Raw genomic sequence first — 18,870 nt, forward strand, 5'->3', positions numbered from 1 at the left:
CATGCGGCGTGACTGGAAATTCTATGCCCAGCTTGGCCTGACGATTGTGTTGTGCCTGTTTATCGTGGTGCCGGTGGTGATGTCGGCATTGGCCGGGGTGACGGTCAATGTGTTCAAGGGGCTATCGTCGGGATTGACCCTGCGCTGGGTGTTTGAGGTCTGGGACCTTTATGCGCAAAGCATCCTGCTGTCGCTTGGCATTGCGATGGCGTGCCTTGTGGTGACGTTGGTCGCCGGTGTGCCGCTGGCCTATGTGCTGGTGCGACGGCCCAGCCGGATGATGCGGCTGTTTGAGGAATTGCTGACACTGCCCGTGGCCATACCGGGGCTGGCATTGGCGCTGGCGTTGCTGATTACCTATGGCGGGGTGAGTGGGTACCGGTCGAGCTGGCTTTTCATCCTGACCGGGCATGTTTTGTTTACCCTGCCATTCATGGTGCGGTCGGTCGCAGCCGTGATGGCGGCGATGGATATGAAGATGCTGGAAGAAGGGGCGGCAAGCCTTGGGGCGGGTTTCTGGCGGCGGTTCTTTGGCGTCATCGTGCCCAATGCCAAGCCGGGTATTCTGGCCGGTGCGCTTATGGTTGTGACGCTTTCCATCGGGGAATTCAACCTGACCTGGATGCTGCATACGCCGCTTACCAAGACATTGCCGGTCGGTCTTGCCGATGCCTATGCATCGATGCGCCTTGAGATCGGCAGTGCCTATACCCTGATTTTCTTTGTTTTGATCATGCCGTTGCTGATTGCGATGCAGGCACTTGCCGACCGGGGCAAGCGCGCATCCAGACGCATCGATACGGCGGAGGATACGTTATGAGTACGCAGATCAGACTTCGCAATTGTGCGAAAACCTTTGCCGATGGCACACGCGCCCTGGCGCCCTTTGACCTGACGATCGAGGGCGGGGAAACGATTGTTCTGCTGGGTCCGTCGGGATGCGGCAAGACGACGATTTTACGCATGATTGCCGGGCTTGAATTCCCCGATGCGGGCGGTGTGATCAGCTTTGACGGGGATGATGTCACCCGCCAGTCGATTGAAAAACGCCGGGTCGGCATGGTGTTTCAGTCCTATGCCCTGTTTCCCAATATGACGGTGGCGCAGAACGTTGCCTATGGGCTTAAGGTGCATGGGGTACCCAGCGCGGAACGTGATGCCCGCGTCGATGCGATGCTGGAAATGATGCATATCGATATGCTGGCGGACCGGCGGATTGACCAGCTTTCGGGCGGGCAGCGCCAGCGCGTGGCACTGGCGCGCGCGATTGCGGTGCAGCCGCGTGTTTTGTTGCTCGACGAACCCCTGACCGCACTGGATGCGAAACTGCGCGTGCGGTTGCGGACCGAGATCAATGCGCTTCTGCGTAAGCTTGGCATTACCGCGGTTTACGTTACCCACGATCAGGAAGAAGCCATGGCGCTGGGTGATCGGATCGTTGTGATGCAAAAGGGCGAGATCGCCCAGATCGGCACCCCGCGCGAGATTTACCGCAAGCCGCAAAACCCGTTTGTTGCCGATTTCGTTGGGGCGGCCAACCGGCTTGTCGGGCAGATGCGCGACGGGCGGCTGCATATCGGCACCCATGTTTTTGATGCGGTCGATGCGTTTGATCCGCGCCACGGGGCGATTATCGATCAGGGTGCGGTGGAGCTTTATTTCCGGGCGGACGGGCTTTCGCCCTGTGATCTGGACGAGGCGCATTTTACCGGCCGGGTCGAGGCGGTATCCTACCTGGGTGAACGGTTGCGACTGACCGTGTCGGGGATCGGCCCGCAGGCGGTGACAATCGATACCCATGCCGATGACGTTATTGAAGCCGGGGCCGATGTGCATTGCCGGGTCAATGCCGACCGGCTGACGGTTTTCCCCGCTGTTGCGGCCCATTCATAAGAACAAAAGAAAGTACTCAAAGAAAATGCTGATTGCACAATTGACCGACCTGCATATCGGGGCGGGCCGCAGGCTTGCCTATCGCAAGGTGGATACCGCAGGCGCGCTTGAAAAAGCCGTTGCCCATGTGATGGCGATGGTGCCGCGCCCGGATGTGGTGCTGTTTACGGGCGATATCGGGGATCTTGGCGACCAGCAAGAATATGCGCTGGTGGCCGAAATCCTTGAAAAGCTGACGATCCCCTATTTCATGGTGCCGGGGAACCATGACCGCCGCGGGCCGCTGAGGGCAGCTTTTCCCGATGCAACACCGGTCAAAGGGACGACGGCATTCGTCAATTATGTTGTCGATGATTTTCCGTTGCGCCTGATCGCGCTTGATACGCTGAACGAAGGCAAACCGGGTGGTGTTCTGGAGGCGGAGCAGCTTGACTGGCTGCGCGATGTGCTTCTGGACGGAGAAGGGCGCGATTGCGCGATCTTCATGCATCATCCGCCGATCCGGAGTGGCATTGCCCATATGGACGCGCAAAATCTGGGCGAAGGAGCGGACGAACTCGCCGCAATCGTTTCGGTGCATCGTGACCGGATCAAGGCGATTTTCTGTGGTCATGTGCACCGCCCGATCCACACGATCTGGGCCGGGGTGCCGTTGATGATCGGGCCATCGGTCGCCCATCAGGTGGCGTTTGATTTACGCGCCGATGGACCATCGGCCTTTGTCATGGAGCCGCCCGCGATGCATCTTCATGTCTGGGATGCGGGGCAACACAGCCTGATGACACATCTGGCCTATCTTGACCGGTATGACGGACCGCATCCGTTTTTCGGACCGGACGGGAAGCTGATTGTCTGACCTGTTTGGCGGCGGTTTTTGCGCTTCTTTCTGCCTCTATGGCGGATGTGGCGCGGAGGACTGGATTCCCGCCTTCGCGGGAATGACGGCGGGGAGTGGGGGATTATTTCCCCACCCCGACCTTGATCGCAAGTTTGCGAAGCGGGCCGATGCGGTTGATGGCCGTCAGGCCAGCATAGCGCAGATCGCGCAGCGTTCTGGGTTCGAACATGGAGGCGCGGTTGAGCAGATCAATACCGCCAACCCGTGCCAGCGTTTTGGGAAGCTGTTTGCGTTCGTAGGATTTGAGCAATGTGGTCGCGCCGATATCCTCGCCCTTGAGCTTGGCCTTTGCCATCAGGTCGGCCAGGGTTTCGATGTCATGCAGGCTCATATTAAGCCCCTGTGCGCCAATCGGCGGGACGACGTGGGCGGCTTCGGCGACCAGGGCCAAGCGGGCCGAAATCAGGCGCGACGGGACCTGCGAGATCATTGGCCAGATCGCGCGCGGGCTTGCGACCGTAAGCGGGCCGAACATCGACATGGTGTCGTGGGTGATTTCAGCCGAAAGGGTCGCGTCATCCATGTTGTAAAGCTGTCGGGCGCGGTCGGCCGGTGTCATCCAGACGACGGACGAGCAGGGCTTGCCATCAAGATCAGGCATGGGAACCAAGGTCAGCGGCCCGCCGGTGCGGTGGATTTCGGTCGAGATATTGTCATGCGGTTTGTCGTGGGTGACGACAAAGACCAGCGCACTTTGATCATAGGCCCAGCGGCGATGCTTGATCCCGGCAAACTCGCGAAGCGATGAATTGCGGCCGTCCGCCGCCACGACCAGCTTGGCGCGCACGGTTTCGCCGCCGGATAATGTTGCCTCGCCATAGCGGGCAGTGCCGGTAAAGCCGGTGACGGTGGTCGAAAAGCGGAAATCGACATTGGGCAGCGTTTCAAGTTTCGCCATCAGCGAAACACGCGCGGCCTTGTTCGAGACGTTCCAGCCAAAGAAGCCCTGCGTGGTTTCGGCCCCGTCAAAATCGGCGGTTTCACGGGGGGCGAGTTCATTGCCCCCGGCATCGACGATGCGCATGACGCGAAGTTCGGCACCCGTCGGTTTGATCGCGTCCCAGACGCCGGCCTTTTTAAGGGTTTCGATGCCCGGTTGCAGGAAGGCGGTGGTGCGCAGATCGGTTCCCTCGCCAATGTCGGCGGGGGCGGGATCGACGATCATGATCCTGTGCCCGTCAGCGGCAAAGCGGGCCGCCGCACTCATGCCGGCGATGCCGCCGCCTGCAATCAGAATATCGGTTTCGATCATGTCTTTATCCCTGTTTTATTCGGGCTTCATTCGGACTGCAAATCCGGGCGCAGTGTCGCATGTTGGTGGTCGGGCTGCAATGCGCCCGCAATGTGCCTTGAGGTGAGATTATACGCAATGGCTTTGGCGGGTGGTTTGATGCAGATCGGGGCAGGACGAAAATTATCGCGATGGATGGCTTGCCCCGCACGGCGGTTTTGGCCATTTTGGGCGCACAAAATCTTTGACCGTGAAAGGGTTGATTATGCTGGCATGGGTTTATCTGTTGGGTGCGATCTGCCTTGAAGTGGTCGGAACGGTGTCGCTTAAACTGTCGAACGGGTTTACCGACTGGCGGTTTGCGGTTCTGACCCTGTCGCTTTATGGCGTCAGTTTCTGGGTGCTTTCGCTCACCCTTCGCACCCTGCCGGTCAGCACCGCCTATGCCGTGTGGTCGGGCCTTGGCACGGCGGCGGTCGCGGTGATTGGCGTGGTGTTTTTCAAGGAACCGATGAGCGCGTTCAAGGCGGTATTCCTTTTGATGATCATTGGTGGTGTGATCGGGCTTAATGCGGTGGGCGGCAAGCATTAAGTTTAAGGTTTACGATGCGACGGGCAGGGGTGCCGTTACCTCGACACAGCTTTGAAGATCGTGGGCGAGATCGGTGTGGCGTGGTTGCCAGCCCAGTTCGCGGATCGCCTTTTGACTGGTCATACGGTGGCTATGCGCCAGGCCCCGCGCCCATTCTCCGTATTCGCGGGCAACGTCATCGGGGCTGATATGCTCAACCCCGCAATCAGTCCGGCCAAAGGTCCGGGCGATCTGGCGGGCAAGATCGCCGGTTGCGATGCCTTCGATGCCAACCCCGATATAGCTTTGGCCGCGTTCGCCATTTTCAAGCACCAGCCGGTACAGTTCGGCAAGATCATCGGCATGGATCAGCGGCCAGATGACCGAACCATCGCCGACAATCCGGACGCGGTTTTCATCGCGCGCCATGCGTGCCATGTCATGAAGCGCCCCGCCCGGCAGGGGCGGGCGTGTTCGAGACGGCGGATCGGTGCGGTAAACCGTGGCCGGATGGATCACCATGCCATGCAGGGCCGGATCGGACAGGATTTTGGTCAGGCCTGGCACCATCCATTCAAAGCCTGCAACCGGGGCAAAGGGTGTTGCTTCATCATGGATGTGATCACCCGATTTGCTTGACGGGTAAAGCCAGCTTCCGCCGGTATAGATGAAGCGCGGCAGGGCGGGGGCCTTTGGCCCGGACTGGCGATGCAGGGTGCGGAGCAGTTCGATCAGCATCCCGGCATCAACCCCGCCCATATCAGCCGAGAAATCACATGCGGCATGGATGACGGCATCGACGACGGGCAGTTTATCGCACCACGGGCCGGGATTGTGGATATCACCCCGGATCGGCCATGCGCCCATGACGGCAAGATTGGCGGCACTGTTTTCGCTTCGTGCCAGGGCAAAAACATGATGCCCGGCCGAAACCAGATTGCGCACGATTGCCGCCCCGATCAGGCCGCTTCCACCCAGAATAAAAACACGCATCGCCATTCTCCTGAATTCGTGATGCGTTCGTTCATAGAACCTCAAGTATGGGTAAGGTCAAGCGGGATTTTTTAGGGAAAAATAGTTTGCCAAAAGGAGAACTGTTGATTATAGTTCGCCAAATGGAAAACTATCAATCATCCCTTGATGCGGCCTTTCATGCGCTTGCCGATCCGACACGCAGGGCGGTGCTAAGCCGACTGACGCAAGGACCGGCATCGGTCAAGGAACTGGCGGAACCCTTTGACATGGGTTTGCCGTCTTTCATGAAGCATCTGCATGTTCTGGAAAGTGATGGCCTGATCCGTTCGGAAAAGGTCGGGCGTGTGCGCACTTGCCGGATCAATGCCGAGAGACTGGCCGCCGCCGAAGCATGGCTTTCAGAGCAGCGGAAACATTGGCAGGCGCAGGCCGACCGTCTTGCCGATTATGTCGAAATCCAAATGATCGGGAGATCCGAAGATGGCAGTTAATCAGTCCGAACTGACGGTCGAGCGTTTCATCAAGGCATCGCCAGCAGCCGTCTGGAAAGCATGGAGCACGCCGGAGCATCTTGAAAAATGGTGGATACCGGCCCCGATGGAATGCAGGGTGATCAAGCTGAACCTGCGGGCCGGGGGCGGGTTCGAGACACAGATGCGCCAGGGGGACGAAGATTTTCAGCCCCATGTCGAAGGCTGTTTTCTGGAAGCGGTTCCCGAAAGCCGGCTTGTCTGGACGACGGTCCTGCGCGAGGGATGGCGCCCCATCGAGCCGTGGCTGGCATTGACCGCGATCATAACCTTCACGCCAGAAGGCAACGGGACACGGTACCGGGCGCATGTGCTGCACCGAAATACCGAAGATTCCCTGAAGCATCAGGAAATGGGCTTCTTTGATGGCTGGGGAACCGTGATTGAACAGTTGGCAAAAACTGTCGAGTAACGAAAAAGCCGGGCATGTGCCCGGCTTTTTGATGTCTGCGCGTTCTGTCCGCAACCAGGATCCCAAAAGCAGTGTGGGATATGGATTCCCGCTTTTGCGGGAATGACGGTTTTGGGCAGGGCGCTTTCCATCCGTTCGTCACTCCCGCGCAGGCGGGAGTCCATGGGGCTGCGGGTTCTGTCGCGGGGTTTGAGGCTGTGGCACAACTGACTGGATTCCCGCTTTCGCGGGAATGATGGTTGTGGTTTGGCGGATGGATCGGGTCGTTATGCGACTTCGAAGATGCCGTCGATTTCGACCGCAACGCCAAGCGGCAGGGACGCAACGCCAACCGCAGAGCGGGCGTGTTTGCCGGCATCGCCGAAAACTTCGACCATGGTGTCGGAGGCGCCATTGACGACCTTGGGCTGATCGGTGAAGGCGGGGTCGGAATTAACAAACGCATTCAGTTTGACGACGCGTTTGACGTTATCAAGATCGCCAATCGCGGCACGGACCTGTGCGATCAGGTTGAGTGCGCAGAGGCGGGCGGCTTTCTGGCCGTCTTCGACCTGATAATCGCGGCCAAGCTTGCCGATGAATTTCAGTTCGCCGTTTTCCATGGTGATCTGACCGGAGACATGCACAAGATTGCCCGAACGGACATAGGGCACGTAATTGGCAACCGGGGCATTTGCCTGGGGCAGGGTGATGCCGAGTTCGGCAAGGCGGGCGTCGATTTTTCCGGCCATGGATTTGATCCTCGTGATTTGGTGTGGCGAAAACGGTTCCAACTTATCGGCGTTGGCGCGCAAACAAAACCATTTCTTTTGTGTGAAATGGCGTGGCGCGGCGTGACATGAGATGGCGTGCGGCGGCGACCTTCCATAAGCAACGCTGATCGATTGATGAGAAATTTGGATTTGTCATGGATCGCAATCCATCGCACAAGAAAGCCAAGCCCGAAACGGGTGGCATAAAACAATCAGGGGACGCGGACGAAATGGGATCAGGACGGTTTAAAATTGCCGATTTGCACGGTGCGTGGCTTGTGCTGATCGGGGTTCTGATCATCAGTCCCGATGCGCTTCTGGTAAGGCTGGTCAAGGCCGATGACATGACGACCGCGTTCTGGCGGTTGCTGATCCTTGGCAGCACACTTGCCCTGATCGCGTTCTGGCGCGGGATGCGACGCCGTCAGTCATTGCGCCATGCGATGATGCCGACCCGCGATGAAATGCTGGCGGGGCTGTTTTATGGCGGCACAAGTGCGTGTTTCATTCTGTCGATCCGCAATACCGATGCGGCTAATACATTGGTGATCATTGCGGCAACGCCATTGTTATCGGCCCTGATTGCGGTGTTTGTGTTCAAGCGCGTTCTGGCGATGCGGACATGGATTGCGTCGGTTGTGGTGTTTGTATCGCTTGCGGCGATTGTCGGGGCGGGGTTTGGCGGGGCCAATACGCTTGGTGATATTCTGGCCCTTGGCACGGCGATCTGCATGGCGTGTTATTTCAACGTGGTCGGCACGCGCATTCATATCGATGCGGTGCGTGCGATGATGGTGGGCGCGTTTCTGGCGACATTGGTGATGGTGCCAAGCGCCAGCCCGATGGCGCTTCAACCGCTTGATCCACTTTGGCTGATCCTGCTGGGCTGTGTGGTTTTGCCGCTGTCGTTTCTGTTCATTACCGCCGGGGCCAAGAAAATCCCGGCGGCCGAGGCGGGCCTGATCATGCTGAACGAGGCGATTTTCGGATCGCTTCTGGTGTGGCTGGTTGTTGACGAGGTACCCAGCCGCACGACGCTTATTTGCGGATCAATCGTGATCGCGACGCTGGCGATACACAGTTATCTGGGTCTTCGGAACAGCCGCAGGCTCCGCGCGGCAGAGACGCGTTAGGGGCGTAATCCGCACAGCAGGCAATTGACAGCAGTTGGTATCAGGGTTAATTGAGTTTACTCAGTGAGTATACTCAATTAAATAAGGGATGTCTTATGCAGACCGGTGTGAACAGTCGGGCGGCCAGGCGCGAACAGACGCGCGAAAACATCCTTGAAGCCGCGCGGCAATGCTTTTGCGAGACCGGGTTTGACAAGACATCGACCCGGATGATTGCCGAGCGGGCCGGTGTGGCCGAGGGCACGATTTTCAGCCATTTCGAGACCAAGGAGCAATTGCTGATCAGCTGTGTGGGCGAGCAGATGGCGGCAACGATTGCGCAGGCGCTTCATACCATGGACCCGGAATGGTGTTTTGTGGACAAGCTGATGCATATCGCAGCGCACCGCTTTGCCCAGATCGCGCTAAGACCCGGCATGTGGCAGGTTCTTTTGCAGCAGATGGTGTTTTCCCCGCGCAAGGGGGCGGTGCATGATCTGATGCGCAATAGCGGGTTGATTGCCGCGATCCGCGCCCTTGTCGAGGACGCGCAGCTTGACGGCGAAATCAATCCGAACCTTGATCCCGACCAGATTTACAAAACCATGATGGCGCTGTTCCTGTTCACCGTGCACGAGCATGTCAGCGCGCAGAATTTCGATTGCGAGGATATGTGCGCAACCCTTCGCGAGATGCTTGAGGTCCAGGTGCGCGGCATCTGGATGCGTCGGCCGGAACTTGCGGCGTAAGGCGGCAAGCCGGGCTTATTCCCCGATCAGATGCAGGGTGATCTGGCGGCGGTGCGGGGCGTGACGGTGTTCAAACAGATAGATGCCCTGCCACGTACCCAGAACCGCCCGACCGTTTGTGACCGGGATGGTGAGTGATACATCTGTCAGCGCAGCCCGGATGTGGGCGGGCATGTCGTCCGGGCCTTCGGCGGTGTGGCGATAGAGGCTGGGGTTTTCTTCGACCAGTCTTGCAAAGAAGGTTTCAAGATCCAGAACCACATCGGGATCGGCGTTTTCCTGTATCGTCAGGCTGGCGGATGTATGGCGGCAATAGATTGTCACCTGACCGGTTTTGATGCCGGTTTGAAGGGTCCATGACTGGACCTGATCGGTGATTTCAACAAGGCCCTGTCCGGTGGTGCTGATTTCAAGCGTGGTCTGATCTTGCGTAAGCATGGCATCCCGCTTTGTTTCGGGCGGCCGGGATGATCGGTCTGATCAGGCCGCCGCAATGGCGCTTTGGGGATCGTAAAAGCGCAGGGCCGTCATGGCAAGGTTGCCGAATTCAAAACTGTCATGCAGTGTTTCGGGCACGAAATCCTCACTCGCCGCACCGAGTGCCACATAAAACGGCATCAGGTGATCGTCTTCGGGGTGCGCCATGGCGGCATAAGGGGCCTGTGCGCGGTAATCCAGCAGGGCATCGATATCGTGGGCGGCCAGTTTGCCCAGCATCCAGCTCGTGAATTCCTGCGCCCATGGATCAATCGGGCCCTCGTTACGGTCAAGGGCGCGCAGATTATGGGTCATCGCCCCGCTGCCAACCACCAGAACACCCAGATCACGCAAACCGCGCAGCTTTTTACCCAACTCATAATGATCCGCCGGGCTGCCATGGGCCAGCATGGAGAGCTGAAACACCGGGATATCGGCCCCGGGGCGCGCAATGATCAAAGGCATCCATGCGCCGTGATCAAGGCCGCGTGCGGCATCGGTTTCTGCCCCGATCAGACCGGCGATTTCGGATGCCAGTGCGGGATCACCCGCGACATCGTAATGCAGGTCATAAAGCGGTTTGGGGAAGCCGTAAAAATCGTGGATGGTTTCCGGGCGGGCCGCGGTCGAGATGGTCGGCGTGGCGGTCTGCCAATGGGCCGAGACGATCAGGAGGGCGCGCGCGCCGTCGAACAGATCACCAAGATCGCGGGCAAAGAAATCAAAGGCCGGGGTGCTTTGGCGCGCAACCAGCATCGGCGATCCGTGCGAGATGAAGATCGGCGCAAGATTTCCATCCGGGGCGGCAGAAACGGGGCTGGAAACGCGGTTGGCAACGGGACTGGTCATGGTGGGGCACCTCGACATTCACAAAACATGAATTGCGAATATGTGCCTGTTTGGGCCACCTGACCAGTCACCGTTCGTCAACAGTGTGTTGCCATTGTCTGCGAAAGGGCGGTTTGGGGAAACAATGGCAACACCCGGATCAGGAAGGATTAGCGGGCCTTGGCGCCGAACATCATCATGACAAAGCCACCAATGGCAGCCGCAGCACCACCAATCAGATACCAGACGGTTTCGTCGGTATAGCGGCCAAGGAAGGTTTCGGACAACTGATCGGCCGCACTTTCAGACGCGTTAAAGCCAACAACCAAAAGCGCGATGCCGATGATACAGATGACGATTCCTGCGATACGACTGATAGGCATGGGGGCTCCTGTTATTCTTGTTTGCGTTTGCTCGTGTCCCGAAAGCGGGACGTCTGTAACAGAGATCACAACGCGGCTTTGGCGAAGTTGTTCCAAAACATGAATAATTAAAGTCAGGAAATGATCAGGCGCCTGAATTTGGCAGTCGGGCCATGATATCGGCACTGGTCGAAAGCGTGCAATATTCCGATCCCAGAACCGCGGCAAACAGGTCAAACACGGTTTGCGCATCGTGACGGATACCCTTGGCGTCGGTGACGTCAATCGCGGTGGTGGCATCAAGCGGCAGGATGACGTCAAACCCCAGACAATGGGCGACCCGGATTGAGGCATCCATCGAATTGTGGATGACGACGCCGGTAAAGATCAGACGCGTAATGCCATGATCGTGCAGGTATTTTTCAAGATCGGTGGCGATGAAGGCGCAATTGACGTTTTTGGCAATGACCGGTTCGCCCGGCAGCGGGGCGACTTCGGGTTTGATCGCATTGCCCGGACCATCGGTGTGATAGGTCGAGGCGGGATCGGGTTCGTCATGGCGGATATGGATCACCGGAAGGCCTGCCGCCCGAAAACCCGCCAGCAGATCGACGATTTTATCGACATAGCCGGGATTGTTTTTTGACGCCCATTTCGGATCGTCGATGGCCTTTTGCACATCAAGGACGATGAGGGCGGTATTGGCAGTGATCGGTGGCGTGATGGCGGCGGACACGGGATACTCCGTTAATCGGGGCGATAACTGATTTATCGGCACAGATTAGGGGGAAGCCCAAGGAATTCAAAGATTGGATTGCGTTCGTGCCAGTATTTCCCAGCGCAGCAGGCGGGCGGCGGGGCCCATTGTCTGATCGGTGCGATGGAGGAGATAGCAGTGCAGCAGCGTTTCGCCGTCCTTTCCGAAGGAGGCGGCGGGCACGCGGATCAGGCGGCCGTCTTCGAGGTCCTGCGATATGCGCCAGAACGGCATGCGGCCCCAGCCAAGCCCGGACAGAATAAGGCTGTGTTTGACATCCAGACTGCCGACACGCCAGGTGCCGGGCGATAAAACGCCGATATCGGTTCCGTCGGAAAGCGGGGTCGGATCTTCGATGACGATTTGCAGATGTTCGGCCAGGGCGGTTTTGGGCAAAAGGGTGTCGCCCCGAATGGCCTGCGCCAGGGGATTTGTTGTGGCAACCACGGCAATCATTGCGGTTGTGCCGACGGCCTCTGCCTCGATATGCGGGTTGCGGAATTCCTCGCCGACGGTAATGGCGAGATCGCATTTCTTCTGATCAAGGGCAGAAACCGGACCGCCAAGCGGCAGGACCGAGAGATTGACCGAAACGGTGGGAAAGGCATTTCGCATCGCCAGAAGGGCCGCACCGATTTCGGGCAGGGGAAACAGCGTATCCACCACGATGCGCAGTTCGAGTTCCACACCCTGTTCCATGCCGCGTGCGCGGGCGCGCAGCGCATCGGTTTTCAGAAGAACCGCACGGGCATCGGCAAGCAGGGTCTGGCCTTCGACGGTCAGGGTGGGGCGGTGCCCGGATCGGTCAAAAAGACAAATCCCCAGTTCGGTTTCAAGATTGCCGATGGCGTGGCTGATTGCTGATTGTACGCGGCCAAGCCGCTTTGCCGCAGCCCGGAAGCTTCCGGTTTCGGCAACAGCGATCAAAACGCGCATCTGATCAAGGGTCAATCCATCCAGCATGATCGATATTTTAGAACATTTTGATCGTTCTTTTGCCACTTATTTCGAACGGATGGCTGTGCGATGCAGGGAACCCTGTCGCAACAATTTGAAAGAGACCGGTCATGACAAGGGTTCTGGTGCTTTATTATTCGTCCTATGGCCATATGGAAATCATGGCCAATGCGGTTGCCGAGGGCGCGCGCAAAACCGGGGCGATTGTGGATATCAAACGCGTGCCCGAAATCGTGCCGGATGCCGTGGCGGAAAGTGCCGGATACAAGCTGGATCAGGCAGCGCCAGTCGCGACGGTTTCCGATCTGGCCGATTATGACGCGATCATTTTTGGCACGCCAACCCGGTTTGGCAATATGGCAAGCCAGATGAAAAACTTCCTTGATCAGGCGGGCGGGATCTGGGCGCAGGACAAGCTTGTCGGCAAGGTTGGCAGTGTCTTTACATCGACCGGCAGCCAGCATGGCGGGCAGGAAACAACGATTTTATCGACCCATATCCCGTTATTGCATTTCGGCATGGTGATTGTCGGACTGCCTTATACCTTCAAGGGGCAGGGGCGGATGGACGAAGTTACCGGCTGTTCGCCATACGGGGCATCGACCATTGCCGATGACGGACAGGGCGGCGATCGGAGCCCGTCGGAAAACGAGCTGGACGGCGCCCGGTTCCAGGGGGAGCATGTGGCCCGAACCGCAATTGCGCTTTCCGAAGGGCGGCATCTGCTTAAAGCCCGAAGCGCATGATGAACATGATCGGTGACCGGCAGCGAACGGTGGCAATTGACCGTTTCGTTGTGCCGGTGATTGTCGGTGCGGGCATCGTATCGGCATTCCAGGTCGGCAAGGTGCCGGTTGTCATGACGGCCTTGCAGGATGACCTTGGCGTCGGGTTGGCAAGTGCGTCCTGGCTGTTATCGGCCTTTGCGCTTGTCGGCGCGCTGGCGGCGGCACCGCTTGGCCTGCTGGTGGGGCGGTTTGGCGCAAAGGGCATGGCGTTGTCGGGGCTTTTGATGCAGGCGGTCGGATCGGCGATTGGCGGGGTGAGCCCTGTTTTCGATATCATCCTTGCATCAAGGGTGCTTGAGGGTATCGGTTTTCTGTTGCTGATTGTTGCCGCCCCGACATTGATCACAGCGGCCACGCGCCATGGCGGGCGCGAAAAAGCCATGGCGCTTTGGGCGACTTTCATGCCGGTTGGCATCTGTCTTGTCATGCTGGCTGCCCCGGTCTTGGGGCTGACCGGGTGGCGCGGATTGTGGCTTGGCAATGCGGTGCTTCTGGCGGGATATGCCGTTTTGTTGCGCGGATATATGCGCGCCATTCCCGATGCGGATTTGAGGGATGATTTTGATCATCGTGCGATTGGCGATGACCTTGGCTGGGCATTGCGGTCGGGCGCGCCGTGGATATTGGGCGGCATCTTTGCCGCCTATACGGCGTGTTATTTTGCCGTGTTCGGATTTTTGCCGATGCTTTTGTCCAAAGGCATGCAGATCGGGCCGGAACTTTCGGGTGTTCTGGGCGCGGTGATTGTGTTGGCCGGGGCGGCGGGGAACATCGTTTGTGGTGTGATGCTGGCGCGGGGATATCAGGCGCAGCGTATCCTGATGACGGCATTTGCGGTCATGACGGTTTGCAGTGCCGGTATTCTGATCGACGGGATTTCGGTTCTGGTGCCGTTTCCCGCCGCCTTGATCTTTTCATTCGTCGGCGGGTTCATCCCGGTTGTGGTTTTTGATGCCGCCGGGCGATCCGCACCGCGAAGCGCGCTTGTCGCGGTGACCATCGGCTTTGCCATGCAGGGCAATAATATCGGACTGATGGTCGGCCCGGCGATTGCGGGATCCATGGCCGAGCAGTTTGGCTGGGGCAGTATCGGCATTCTGATTGCCGGGATTGCCTGTGTTGCGGTTTTGCTGGGGCGCAGTCTTTTGGGACGGATGCGGTAGGTTCCCAACAAACGGGAAAAACAAAACCGGCCGGGAAATTAATCCCGGCCGGTTTACTGATCAGATCAGGTTTGCGGTGGTGCCGGGGCTCTTACGAGCAGCCGGTGGTGCTGCCGCAAGAGTTGCATTTCAGGCAGGTGCCGTTGCGCACAAGGGTGAAGTTGCCGCATTCAGGGCAACCGTCGCCTTCGTAGCCTTTCATGCGGGCTTCGCGGATGCGGTCGAGTTTGGCATCCGTTGCCGACATGACTTCTTCGCTGGCGTTCAGGATCGCGGTTTCGCTGCTGGTCGGGGCAGCGGTGGTTGCGATGCTGGCGGTTTCGGCCTGATGGCTGTGGCCATGATCATGCGAGTGGGCATGATCGGTGCCGGTTGCCTTCATGATCACGCGTTCTTCGACCGGCGCACCGCCATCGACAACGTAGAGGTTGCGACGGACGAAGCCGCTGGATGCGACCTTGCGGATGGTTTCGATCGCGCGGTCTTCGGCCTTGGCTTCCTCGCCAAGGTCGCCTTCGGCCACACCCTTGCCAACGGCGTCCGGCAGAACGTCGGACGGCTGGACATGGGCGAGGTCGTTACGACCCAGATAGGAAATGGCCAGTTCGCGGAACATGTAATCAAGGATCGAGGTTGCCATTTTGATGGCGTCGTTCCCGGAAACCATGCCCGACGGCTCGAAGCGGGTGAAGGTGAAGGCTTCGACATATTCTTCAAGCGGCACGCCATACTGAAGGCCGATGGAAACCGCGATGGCGAAGTTGTTCATCAGCGAGCGGAAAGCAGCGCCTTCCTTGTGCATGTCGATGAAGATTTCGCCAAGTTTGCCGTCTTCGTATTCGCCAGTACGCAGATAGACCTTGTGTCCGCCGACGGTGGCCTTCTGGGTGTAACCCTTGCGGCGTGACGGCAGGGAACGACGGTCGCCACGAATGACGCGTTCGATGATTTTTTCGACGATCTGTTCGGAAACAGCGGCCGCCTTGGTTGCGGTCGGCTGATCGGCGTAATCGTCTTCTTCGACGAGGGCTGCGTTCAGCGGCTGGCTGAGTTTCGAGCCATCACGATAGAGCGCGTTTGCCTTGAGGCAGAGACGCCAGGACAGCATATAGGCGTCCTTGCAATCCTGGATCGAGGCATTGTTCGGCATGTTGATGGTTTTCGAAATCGCACCCGAGATGAACGGCTGTGCCGCGGCCATCATGCGGATGTGGCTTTCAGCCGACAGGTAACGTTTGCCGATACGGCCACACGGGTTGGCGCAATCAAATACCGGAAGGTCTTCGTCACGCAGGTGCGGAGCCTGTTCCAGCGTCATCGCGCCGCAAACATAGGTGTTTGCCAGTTCTATCTGCTTTTTGTCGAAGCCAAGGGCGGCCAGCATGTCAAAGTCCATGCTGTTGAGCGCCTTGGCATCAAGGCCAAGCTGCTTGACGCAGTATTCTTCGCCAAAGGTGTATTTGTTGAAGACGAATTTGATGTCGAATGCGTTGGCAAGCGCGCCTTCGATTTTCGAAATCGCGTCATCATCAAAGCCCTTGGCCTTGAGATCGTCATGGGTGATGGAGGGCGAACCCACCAGGGTGCCATGACCGACCGCGTATTTTTCAATGTCGCGAATCTGGCGTTCGGTATAGCCGAGCGTTGCCAGTGCGACCGGAACGGTGCGGTTGATGATTTTGAAGTAACCGCCGCCGGCAAGCTTTTTGAACTTCACAAGGGCGAAGTCCGGCTCGATCCCGGTGGTGTCGCAATCCATGACCAGACCAATGGTGCCGGTCGGCGCGATAACGGTGGTCTGTGCGTTGCGGTAACCGTGCTTTTCGCCCAGTTCCAGTGCCTTGTCCCATGCGGCGCGGGCGGCAACCGGAAGTTCGGCATAGGGAGAATTGGCGGCAACCAGCGGCACCGGATTGATCGAAAGACCTTCGTAGCCTTCCTGTTCGCCATGTGCGGCACGACGATGGTTGCGCATGACACGCAGCATTTCCTTGGCGTTATCGGCATAGCCCGGGAAGGCACCGAGTTCGGACGCCATTTCGGCCGAGGTCGCATAGGAAACGCCACACATGATTGCGGTGAGCGACGCGCCAATCGCACGGCCTTCGTCGCTGTCATAGGGGATGCCCATGCTCATGAGCAGGCCGCCAATGTTGGCATAGCCAAGGCCGAGCGTGCGGTAACGATAGGACAGTTCGGCAATACGATCCGACGGGAACTGTGCCATCAGAACCGAGATTTCCAGAACGACGGTCCAGAGACGCACGGCATGTTCATATGCCGCGACATCAACGCCACCATCATCCGAACGGAAGTTCATCAGGTTCAGTGACGCCAGGTTACAGGCCGTATCGTCAAGGAACATATATTCCGAGCACGGGTTGGACGCATTGATGCGACCCGAATTCGGGCAGGTGTGCCATTCGTTGATCGTGGTGTCATACTGGATGCCCGGATCGGCACAGGCCCATGCGGCTTCGCCGACCTTGTCCCACAATTCGCGGGCGGCAAGGGTTTTGGAAACCTTGCCATCGGTACGGCGGATCAGTTCCCAGTCACCGTTATCAAGAACAGCCTGAAGGAAGTCGTTCGAGACGCGAACCGAGTTGTTCGAGTTCTGACCCGAAACGGTCAGGTATGCCTCGGAGTCCCAATCGGTGTCATAGGTCTTGAAGCTGATTTCGGTGAAGCCCTGACGGGCGAATTCGATGATCTTGTTGATATAGCTATCGGGGATCATCACCGCACGGGCGGCCAGCACGGCTTCTTTGAGCTGCGGGTTGGCGCGCGGCAGGAAGCGATCCTCGGAATTGGCGGCACCGTCCCAGTTGGTGCAGGCCGCGAGAACCTCGGTCAGGTGCTTTTCGGCCAGTTTCGAACCGGCGACGAGGGCCGCGACCTTCTGTTCTTCGATGACTTTCCAGTCGATATAGTTTTCGATGTCCGGGTGGTTGATATCGACCACGACCATTTTGGCCGCACGGCGCGTGGTGCCGCCCGATTTGATCGCGCCCGCAGCGCGGTCACCGATTTTAAGGAAGCTCATGAGGCCGGAAGAACGGCCGCCACCCGAAAGCGTTTCGCCTTCGCCGCGCACATTCGAGAAGTTCGAACCGGTGCCCGAACCGAATTTGAACAGGCGTGCTTCACGGGTCCAGAGATCCATGATGCCGCCCTCGTTCACGAGGTCATCGGAAACCGACTGGATGAAGCAGGCATGGGGCTGCGGATGTTCGTACGCACTGGCCGATTTGGTCAGTTCGCCGGTTTTGAAATCAACATAGGAGTGACCCTGCGCCGGGCCATCAATGCCGTAGGCCCAATGCAGACCGGTATTGAACCATTGCGGCGAGTTCGGCGCACCCATCTGGTGGGAAAGCTGATAACGCATTTCATCGAAGAAAGCCTGGGCATCGGATTCGGCATCGAAATAGCCGCCTTTCCAGCCCCAATAGGTCCAGGTGCCAGCCAGACGGTCAAAGACCTGGGTGGCACTGGTTTCGCTGGTGTAGCGGCCTTCTTTCGGCATTTTTTCGAGCTTGGACTTGTCAGGTGCCTGACGCCAGAGCCAGGACGGAACGTCCTTTTCCTTGACCGGTTTCAGCGCAACCGGAACACCCGCCTTTCGGAAGTATTTCTGCGCAAGGACGTCACTTGCCACCTGCGACCAGGAGGACGGGACGTCGATATCTTTCATTTCAAAAACAACCGAGCCGTCGGGGTTTTTGATAACGCAGGACGACTTACGAAAATCGATGTCGGCGTATGGGCTGACACCTTCCTGGGTGAACTTTCTGCTGATCCGCATGGTCTGCTCCGTTTTGGTCAGACTTGATGTCGTGCGCATAAGCACCAACACGGCCTGAACATTATATAGTTTGCTCAACGCTCATACGCTGCCCCCTGGCCTTTATAAAATGGCCATGTTTGGGCGAACGGAAATCTGTAATCTGTGGTGGTGGTCCCCCCTTGGAACCATCCGGTCCGTGGCCAAGACTATAAGGCCAAAATTTCGGGGTAGTCCACCAAACTTTGTGGTTGACAGCGATTTTTATCACTAGATGTAGTGGTTCAATCGATGTCGCGCATATCTGATGTTTGGAAAATCTCGTTAAGATTGTTTAAACGCCCCGCAAGCCCGCGGAATACTGCGCTTCTGGCGATGGTGCGGCCATCACAAGTCCATAAGACTCGGACTACATCTTGTGCCGGGACGAGATGACCCCCACAACGCAAAACAAAGCTAACGCCGTTTGCATTTGAAATCCAGCGCCAAGCACAGACAATGCCGTTTCGGAAATGTTTCTAGCACGGGGATGTCTGATAACATTTTGATATTTATATGAAAATCATTGTTTTTATTCGGCGCGAATTTTCAAGCCGGGCAGGGTATATGCAGGACCGATAACCTTGGA

19 protein-coding genes are annotated in these 18,870 nt (G+C 58.0%); 10 read left to right on the forward strand and 9 right to left on the reverse strand.

All coding sequences use genetic code 11. The features are described 5' to 3' along the window. Nucleotide 1: 1 nt before the first annotated feature. Genes R1T41_RS16015 through R1T41_RS16025 form a run of 3 tightly spaced genes read left to right on the forward strand, consistent with a single transcriptional unit; the run spans nucleotide 2 to nucleotide 2,749 of the window. Nucleotides 2-820, forward strand: a complete 819-nt coding sequence (locus R1T41_RS16015; protein ID WP_297013019.1) for an ABC transporter permease — start codon at nucleotides 2-4, stop codon at nucleotides 818-820. Then, on the forward strand, nucleotides 817-1,893 hold the full coding sequence (locus R1T41_RS16020; protein ID WP_317337806.1) for an ABC transporter ATP-binding protein: 1,077 nt from the start codon (nucleotides 817-819) through the stop codon (nucleotides 1,891-1,893). Before R1T41_RS16015 ends, R1T41_RS16020 begins: the two co-directional genes overlap by 4 nt. A gap of 25 nt (nucleotides 1,894-1,918) precedes the next feature. Beyond that, entirely contained in the window at nucleotides 1,919-2,749 is an 831-nt protein-coding gene (locus R1T41_RS16025; protein WP_317337808.1) for a phosphodiesterase, read from the forward strand. Between the two features lie 103 nt (nucleotides 2,750-2,852). Here the strand turns inward: R1T41_RS16025 and R1T41_RS16030 are convergent, their stop codons facing one another. Continuing rightward, complete coding sequence (locus tag R1T41_RS16030; protein ID WP_317337810.1) at nucleotides 2,853-4,043, reverse strand: FAD-dependent oxidoreductase; 1,191 nt, start codon at nucleotides 4,041-4,043, stop codon at nucleotides 2,853-2,855. A gap of 244 nt (nucleotides 4,044-4,287) precedes the next feature. Between R1T41_RS16030 and R1T41_RS16035 the strand changes: the two genes are divergently transcribed. Further along, nucleotides 4,288-4,614: a multidrug efflux SMR transporter gene (locus R1T41_RS16035; RefSeq protein ID WP_317337812.1), complete on the forward strand. Its 327-nt coding sequence runs from the start codon at nucleotides 4,288-4,290 to the stop codon at nucleotides 4,612-4,614. Nucleotides 4,615-4,623: 9 nt separating this feature from the next. Here R1T41_RS16035 and R1T41_RS16040 read toward each other — a convergent pair whose 3' ends face one another. Next, the gene (locus R1T41_RS16040; protein WP_317337813.1) at nucleotides 4,624-5,586 is read right to left on the reverse strand and encodes an NAD-dependent epimerase/dehydratase family protein; all 963 of its coding nucleotides are present in this window, start codon (nucleotides 5,584-5,586) and stop codon (nucleotides 4,624-4,626) included. Between the two features lie 104 nt (nucleotides 5,587-5,690). On the opposite strand from R1T41_RS16040, the gene R1T41_RS16045 reads away from it, so the two are divergent. Then, the gene (locus tag R1T41_RS16045) at nucleotides 5,691-6,059 is read left to right on the forward strand and encodes an ArsR/SmtB family transcription factor (protein ID WP_247742311.1); all 369 of its coding nucleotides are present in this window, start codon (nucleotides 5,691-5,693) and stop codon (nucleotides 6,057-6,059) included. Next, entirely contained in the window at nucleotides 6,049-6,510 is a 462-nt protein-coding gene (locus R1T41_RS16050; RefSeq protein WP_317337817.1) for an SRPBCC family protein, read from the forward strand. Before R1T41_RS16045 ends, R1T41_RS16050 begins: the two co-directional genes overlap by 11 nt. A 266-nt stretch (nucleotides 6,511-6,776) precedes the next feature. Here R1T41_RS16050 and R1T41_RS16055 read toward each other — a convergent pair whose 3' ends face one another. Further along, complete coding sequence (locus R1T41_RS16055; protein WP_037987824.1) at nucleotides 6,777-7,241, reverse strand: RidA family protein; 465 nt, start codon at nucleotides 7,239-7,241, stop codon at nucleotides 6,777-6,779. A 176-nt stretch (nucleotides 7,242-7,417) separates the two neighbouring features. Between R1T41_RS16055 and R1T41_RS16060 the strand changes: the two genes are divergently transcribed. Both R1T41_RS16060 and R1T41_RS16065 read left to right on the forward strand, forming a co-directional pair. Then, nucleotides 7,418-8,395 carry a DMT family transporter gene (locus R1T41_RS16060; RefSeq protein WP_317337819.1) on the forward strand — a complete coding sequence of 326 codons (978 nt, stop codon included), beginning with the start codon at nucleotides 7,418-7,420 and terminating at the stop codon, nucleotides 8,393-8,395. Nucleotides 8,396-8,490: 95 nt separating this feature from the next. Next, a complete protein-coding gene (locus R1T41_RS16065; protein WP_317337821.1) occupies nucleotides 8,491-9,123 on the forward strand; it encodes a helix-turn-helix domain-containing protein in 633 nt (210 codons plus the stop codon). A gap of 15 nt (nucleotides 9,124-9,138) precedes the next feature. Here R1T41_RS16065 and R1T41_RS16070 read toward each other — a convergent pair whose 3' ends face one another. The 5 genes from R1T41_RS16070 to R1T41_RS16090 all read right to left on the reverse strand — a co-directional run bounded on the left by R1T41_RS16070 (nucleotide 9,139) and on the right by R1T41_RS16090 (nucleotide 12,510). Further along, entirely contained in the window at nucleotides 9,139-9,561 is a 423-nt protein-coding gene (locus R1T41_RS16070; protein WP_317337822.1) for a secondary thiamine-phosphate synthase enzyme YjbQ, read from the reverse strand. Nucleotides 9,562-9,603: 42 nt separating this feature from the next. Further along, nucleotides 9,604-10,449, reverse strand: a complete 846-nt coding sequence (locus R1T41_RS16075; protein ID WP_317337824.1) for a class III extradiol ring-cleavage dioxygenase — start codon at nucleotides 10,447-10,449, stop codon at nucleotides 9,604-9,606. Nucleotides 10,450-10,598: 149 nt separating this feature from the next. After that, nucleotides 10,599-10,811, reverse strand: a complete 213-nt coding sequence (locus R1T41_RS16080; protein WP_062951751.1) for a DUF3185 family protein — start codon at nucleotides 10,809-10,811, stop codon at nucleotides 10,599-10,601. A gap of 124 nt (nucleotides 10,812-10,935) precedes the next feature. Continuing rightward, nucleotides 10,936-11,526: a cysteine hydrolase family protein gene (locus tag R1T41_RS16085; protein ID WP_317337826.1), complete on the reverse strand. Its 591-nt coding sequence runs from the start codon at nucleotides 11,524-11,526 to the stop codon at nucleotides 10,936-10,938. Between the two features lie 66 nt (nucleotides 11,527-11,592). Further along, the gene (locus R1T41_RS16090; protein ID WP_317337828.1) at nucleotides 11,593-12,510 is read right to left on the reverse strand and encodes a LysR family transcriptional regulator; all 918 of its coding nucleotides are present in this window, start codon (nucleotides 12,508-12,510) and stop codon (nucleotides 11,593-11,595) included. 104 nt (nucleotides 12,511-12,614) lie between these two features. Between R1T41_RS16090 and wrbA the strand changes: the two genes are divergently transcribed. Together wrbA and R1T41_RS16100 are read left to right on the forward strand one after the other, a co-directional pair. After that, a complete protein-coding gene (wrbA, locus tag R1T41_RS16095) occupies nucleotides 12,615-13,250 on the forward strand; it encodes an NAD(P)H:quinone oxidoreductase (protein WP_209223336.1) in 636 nt (211 codons plus the stop codon). Continuing rightward, nucleotides 13,247-14,455, forward strand: coding sequence for a CynX/NimT family MFS transporter (locus R1T41_RS16100; protein WP_317337831.1), 1,209 nt, complete (start codon nucleotides 13,247-13,249; stop codon nucleotides 14,453-14,455). Before wrbA ends, R1T41_RS16100 begins: the two co-directional genes overlap by 4 nt. A gap of 91 nt (nucleotides 14,456-14,546) precedes the next feature. Here R1T41_RS16100 and R1T41_RS16105 read toward each other — a convergent pair whose 3' ends face one another. Continuing rightward, entirely contained in the window at nucleotides 14,547-18,263 is a 3,717-nt protein-coding gene (locus R1T41_RS16105) for a vitamin B12-dependent ribonucleotide reductase (protein ID WP_317337833.1), read from the reverse strand. Nucleotides 18,264-18,870 lie beyond the last annotated feature (607 nt).

Source organism: Thalassospira lucentensis (assembly GCF_032921865.1).
GTDB classification, from domain to species: Bacteria; Pseudomonadota; Alphaproteobacteria; order Rhodospirillales; family Thalassospiraceae; genus Thalassospira; species Thalassospira lucentensis_A.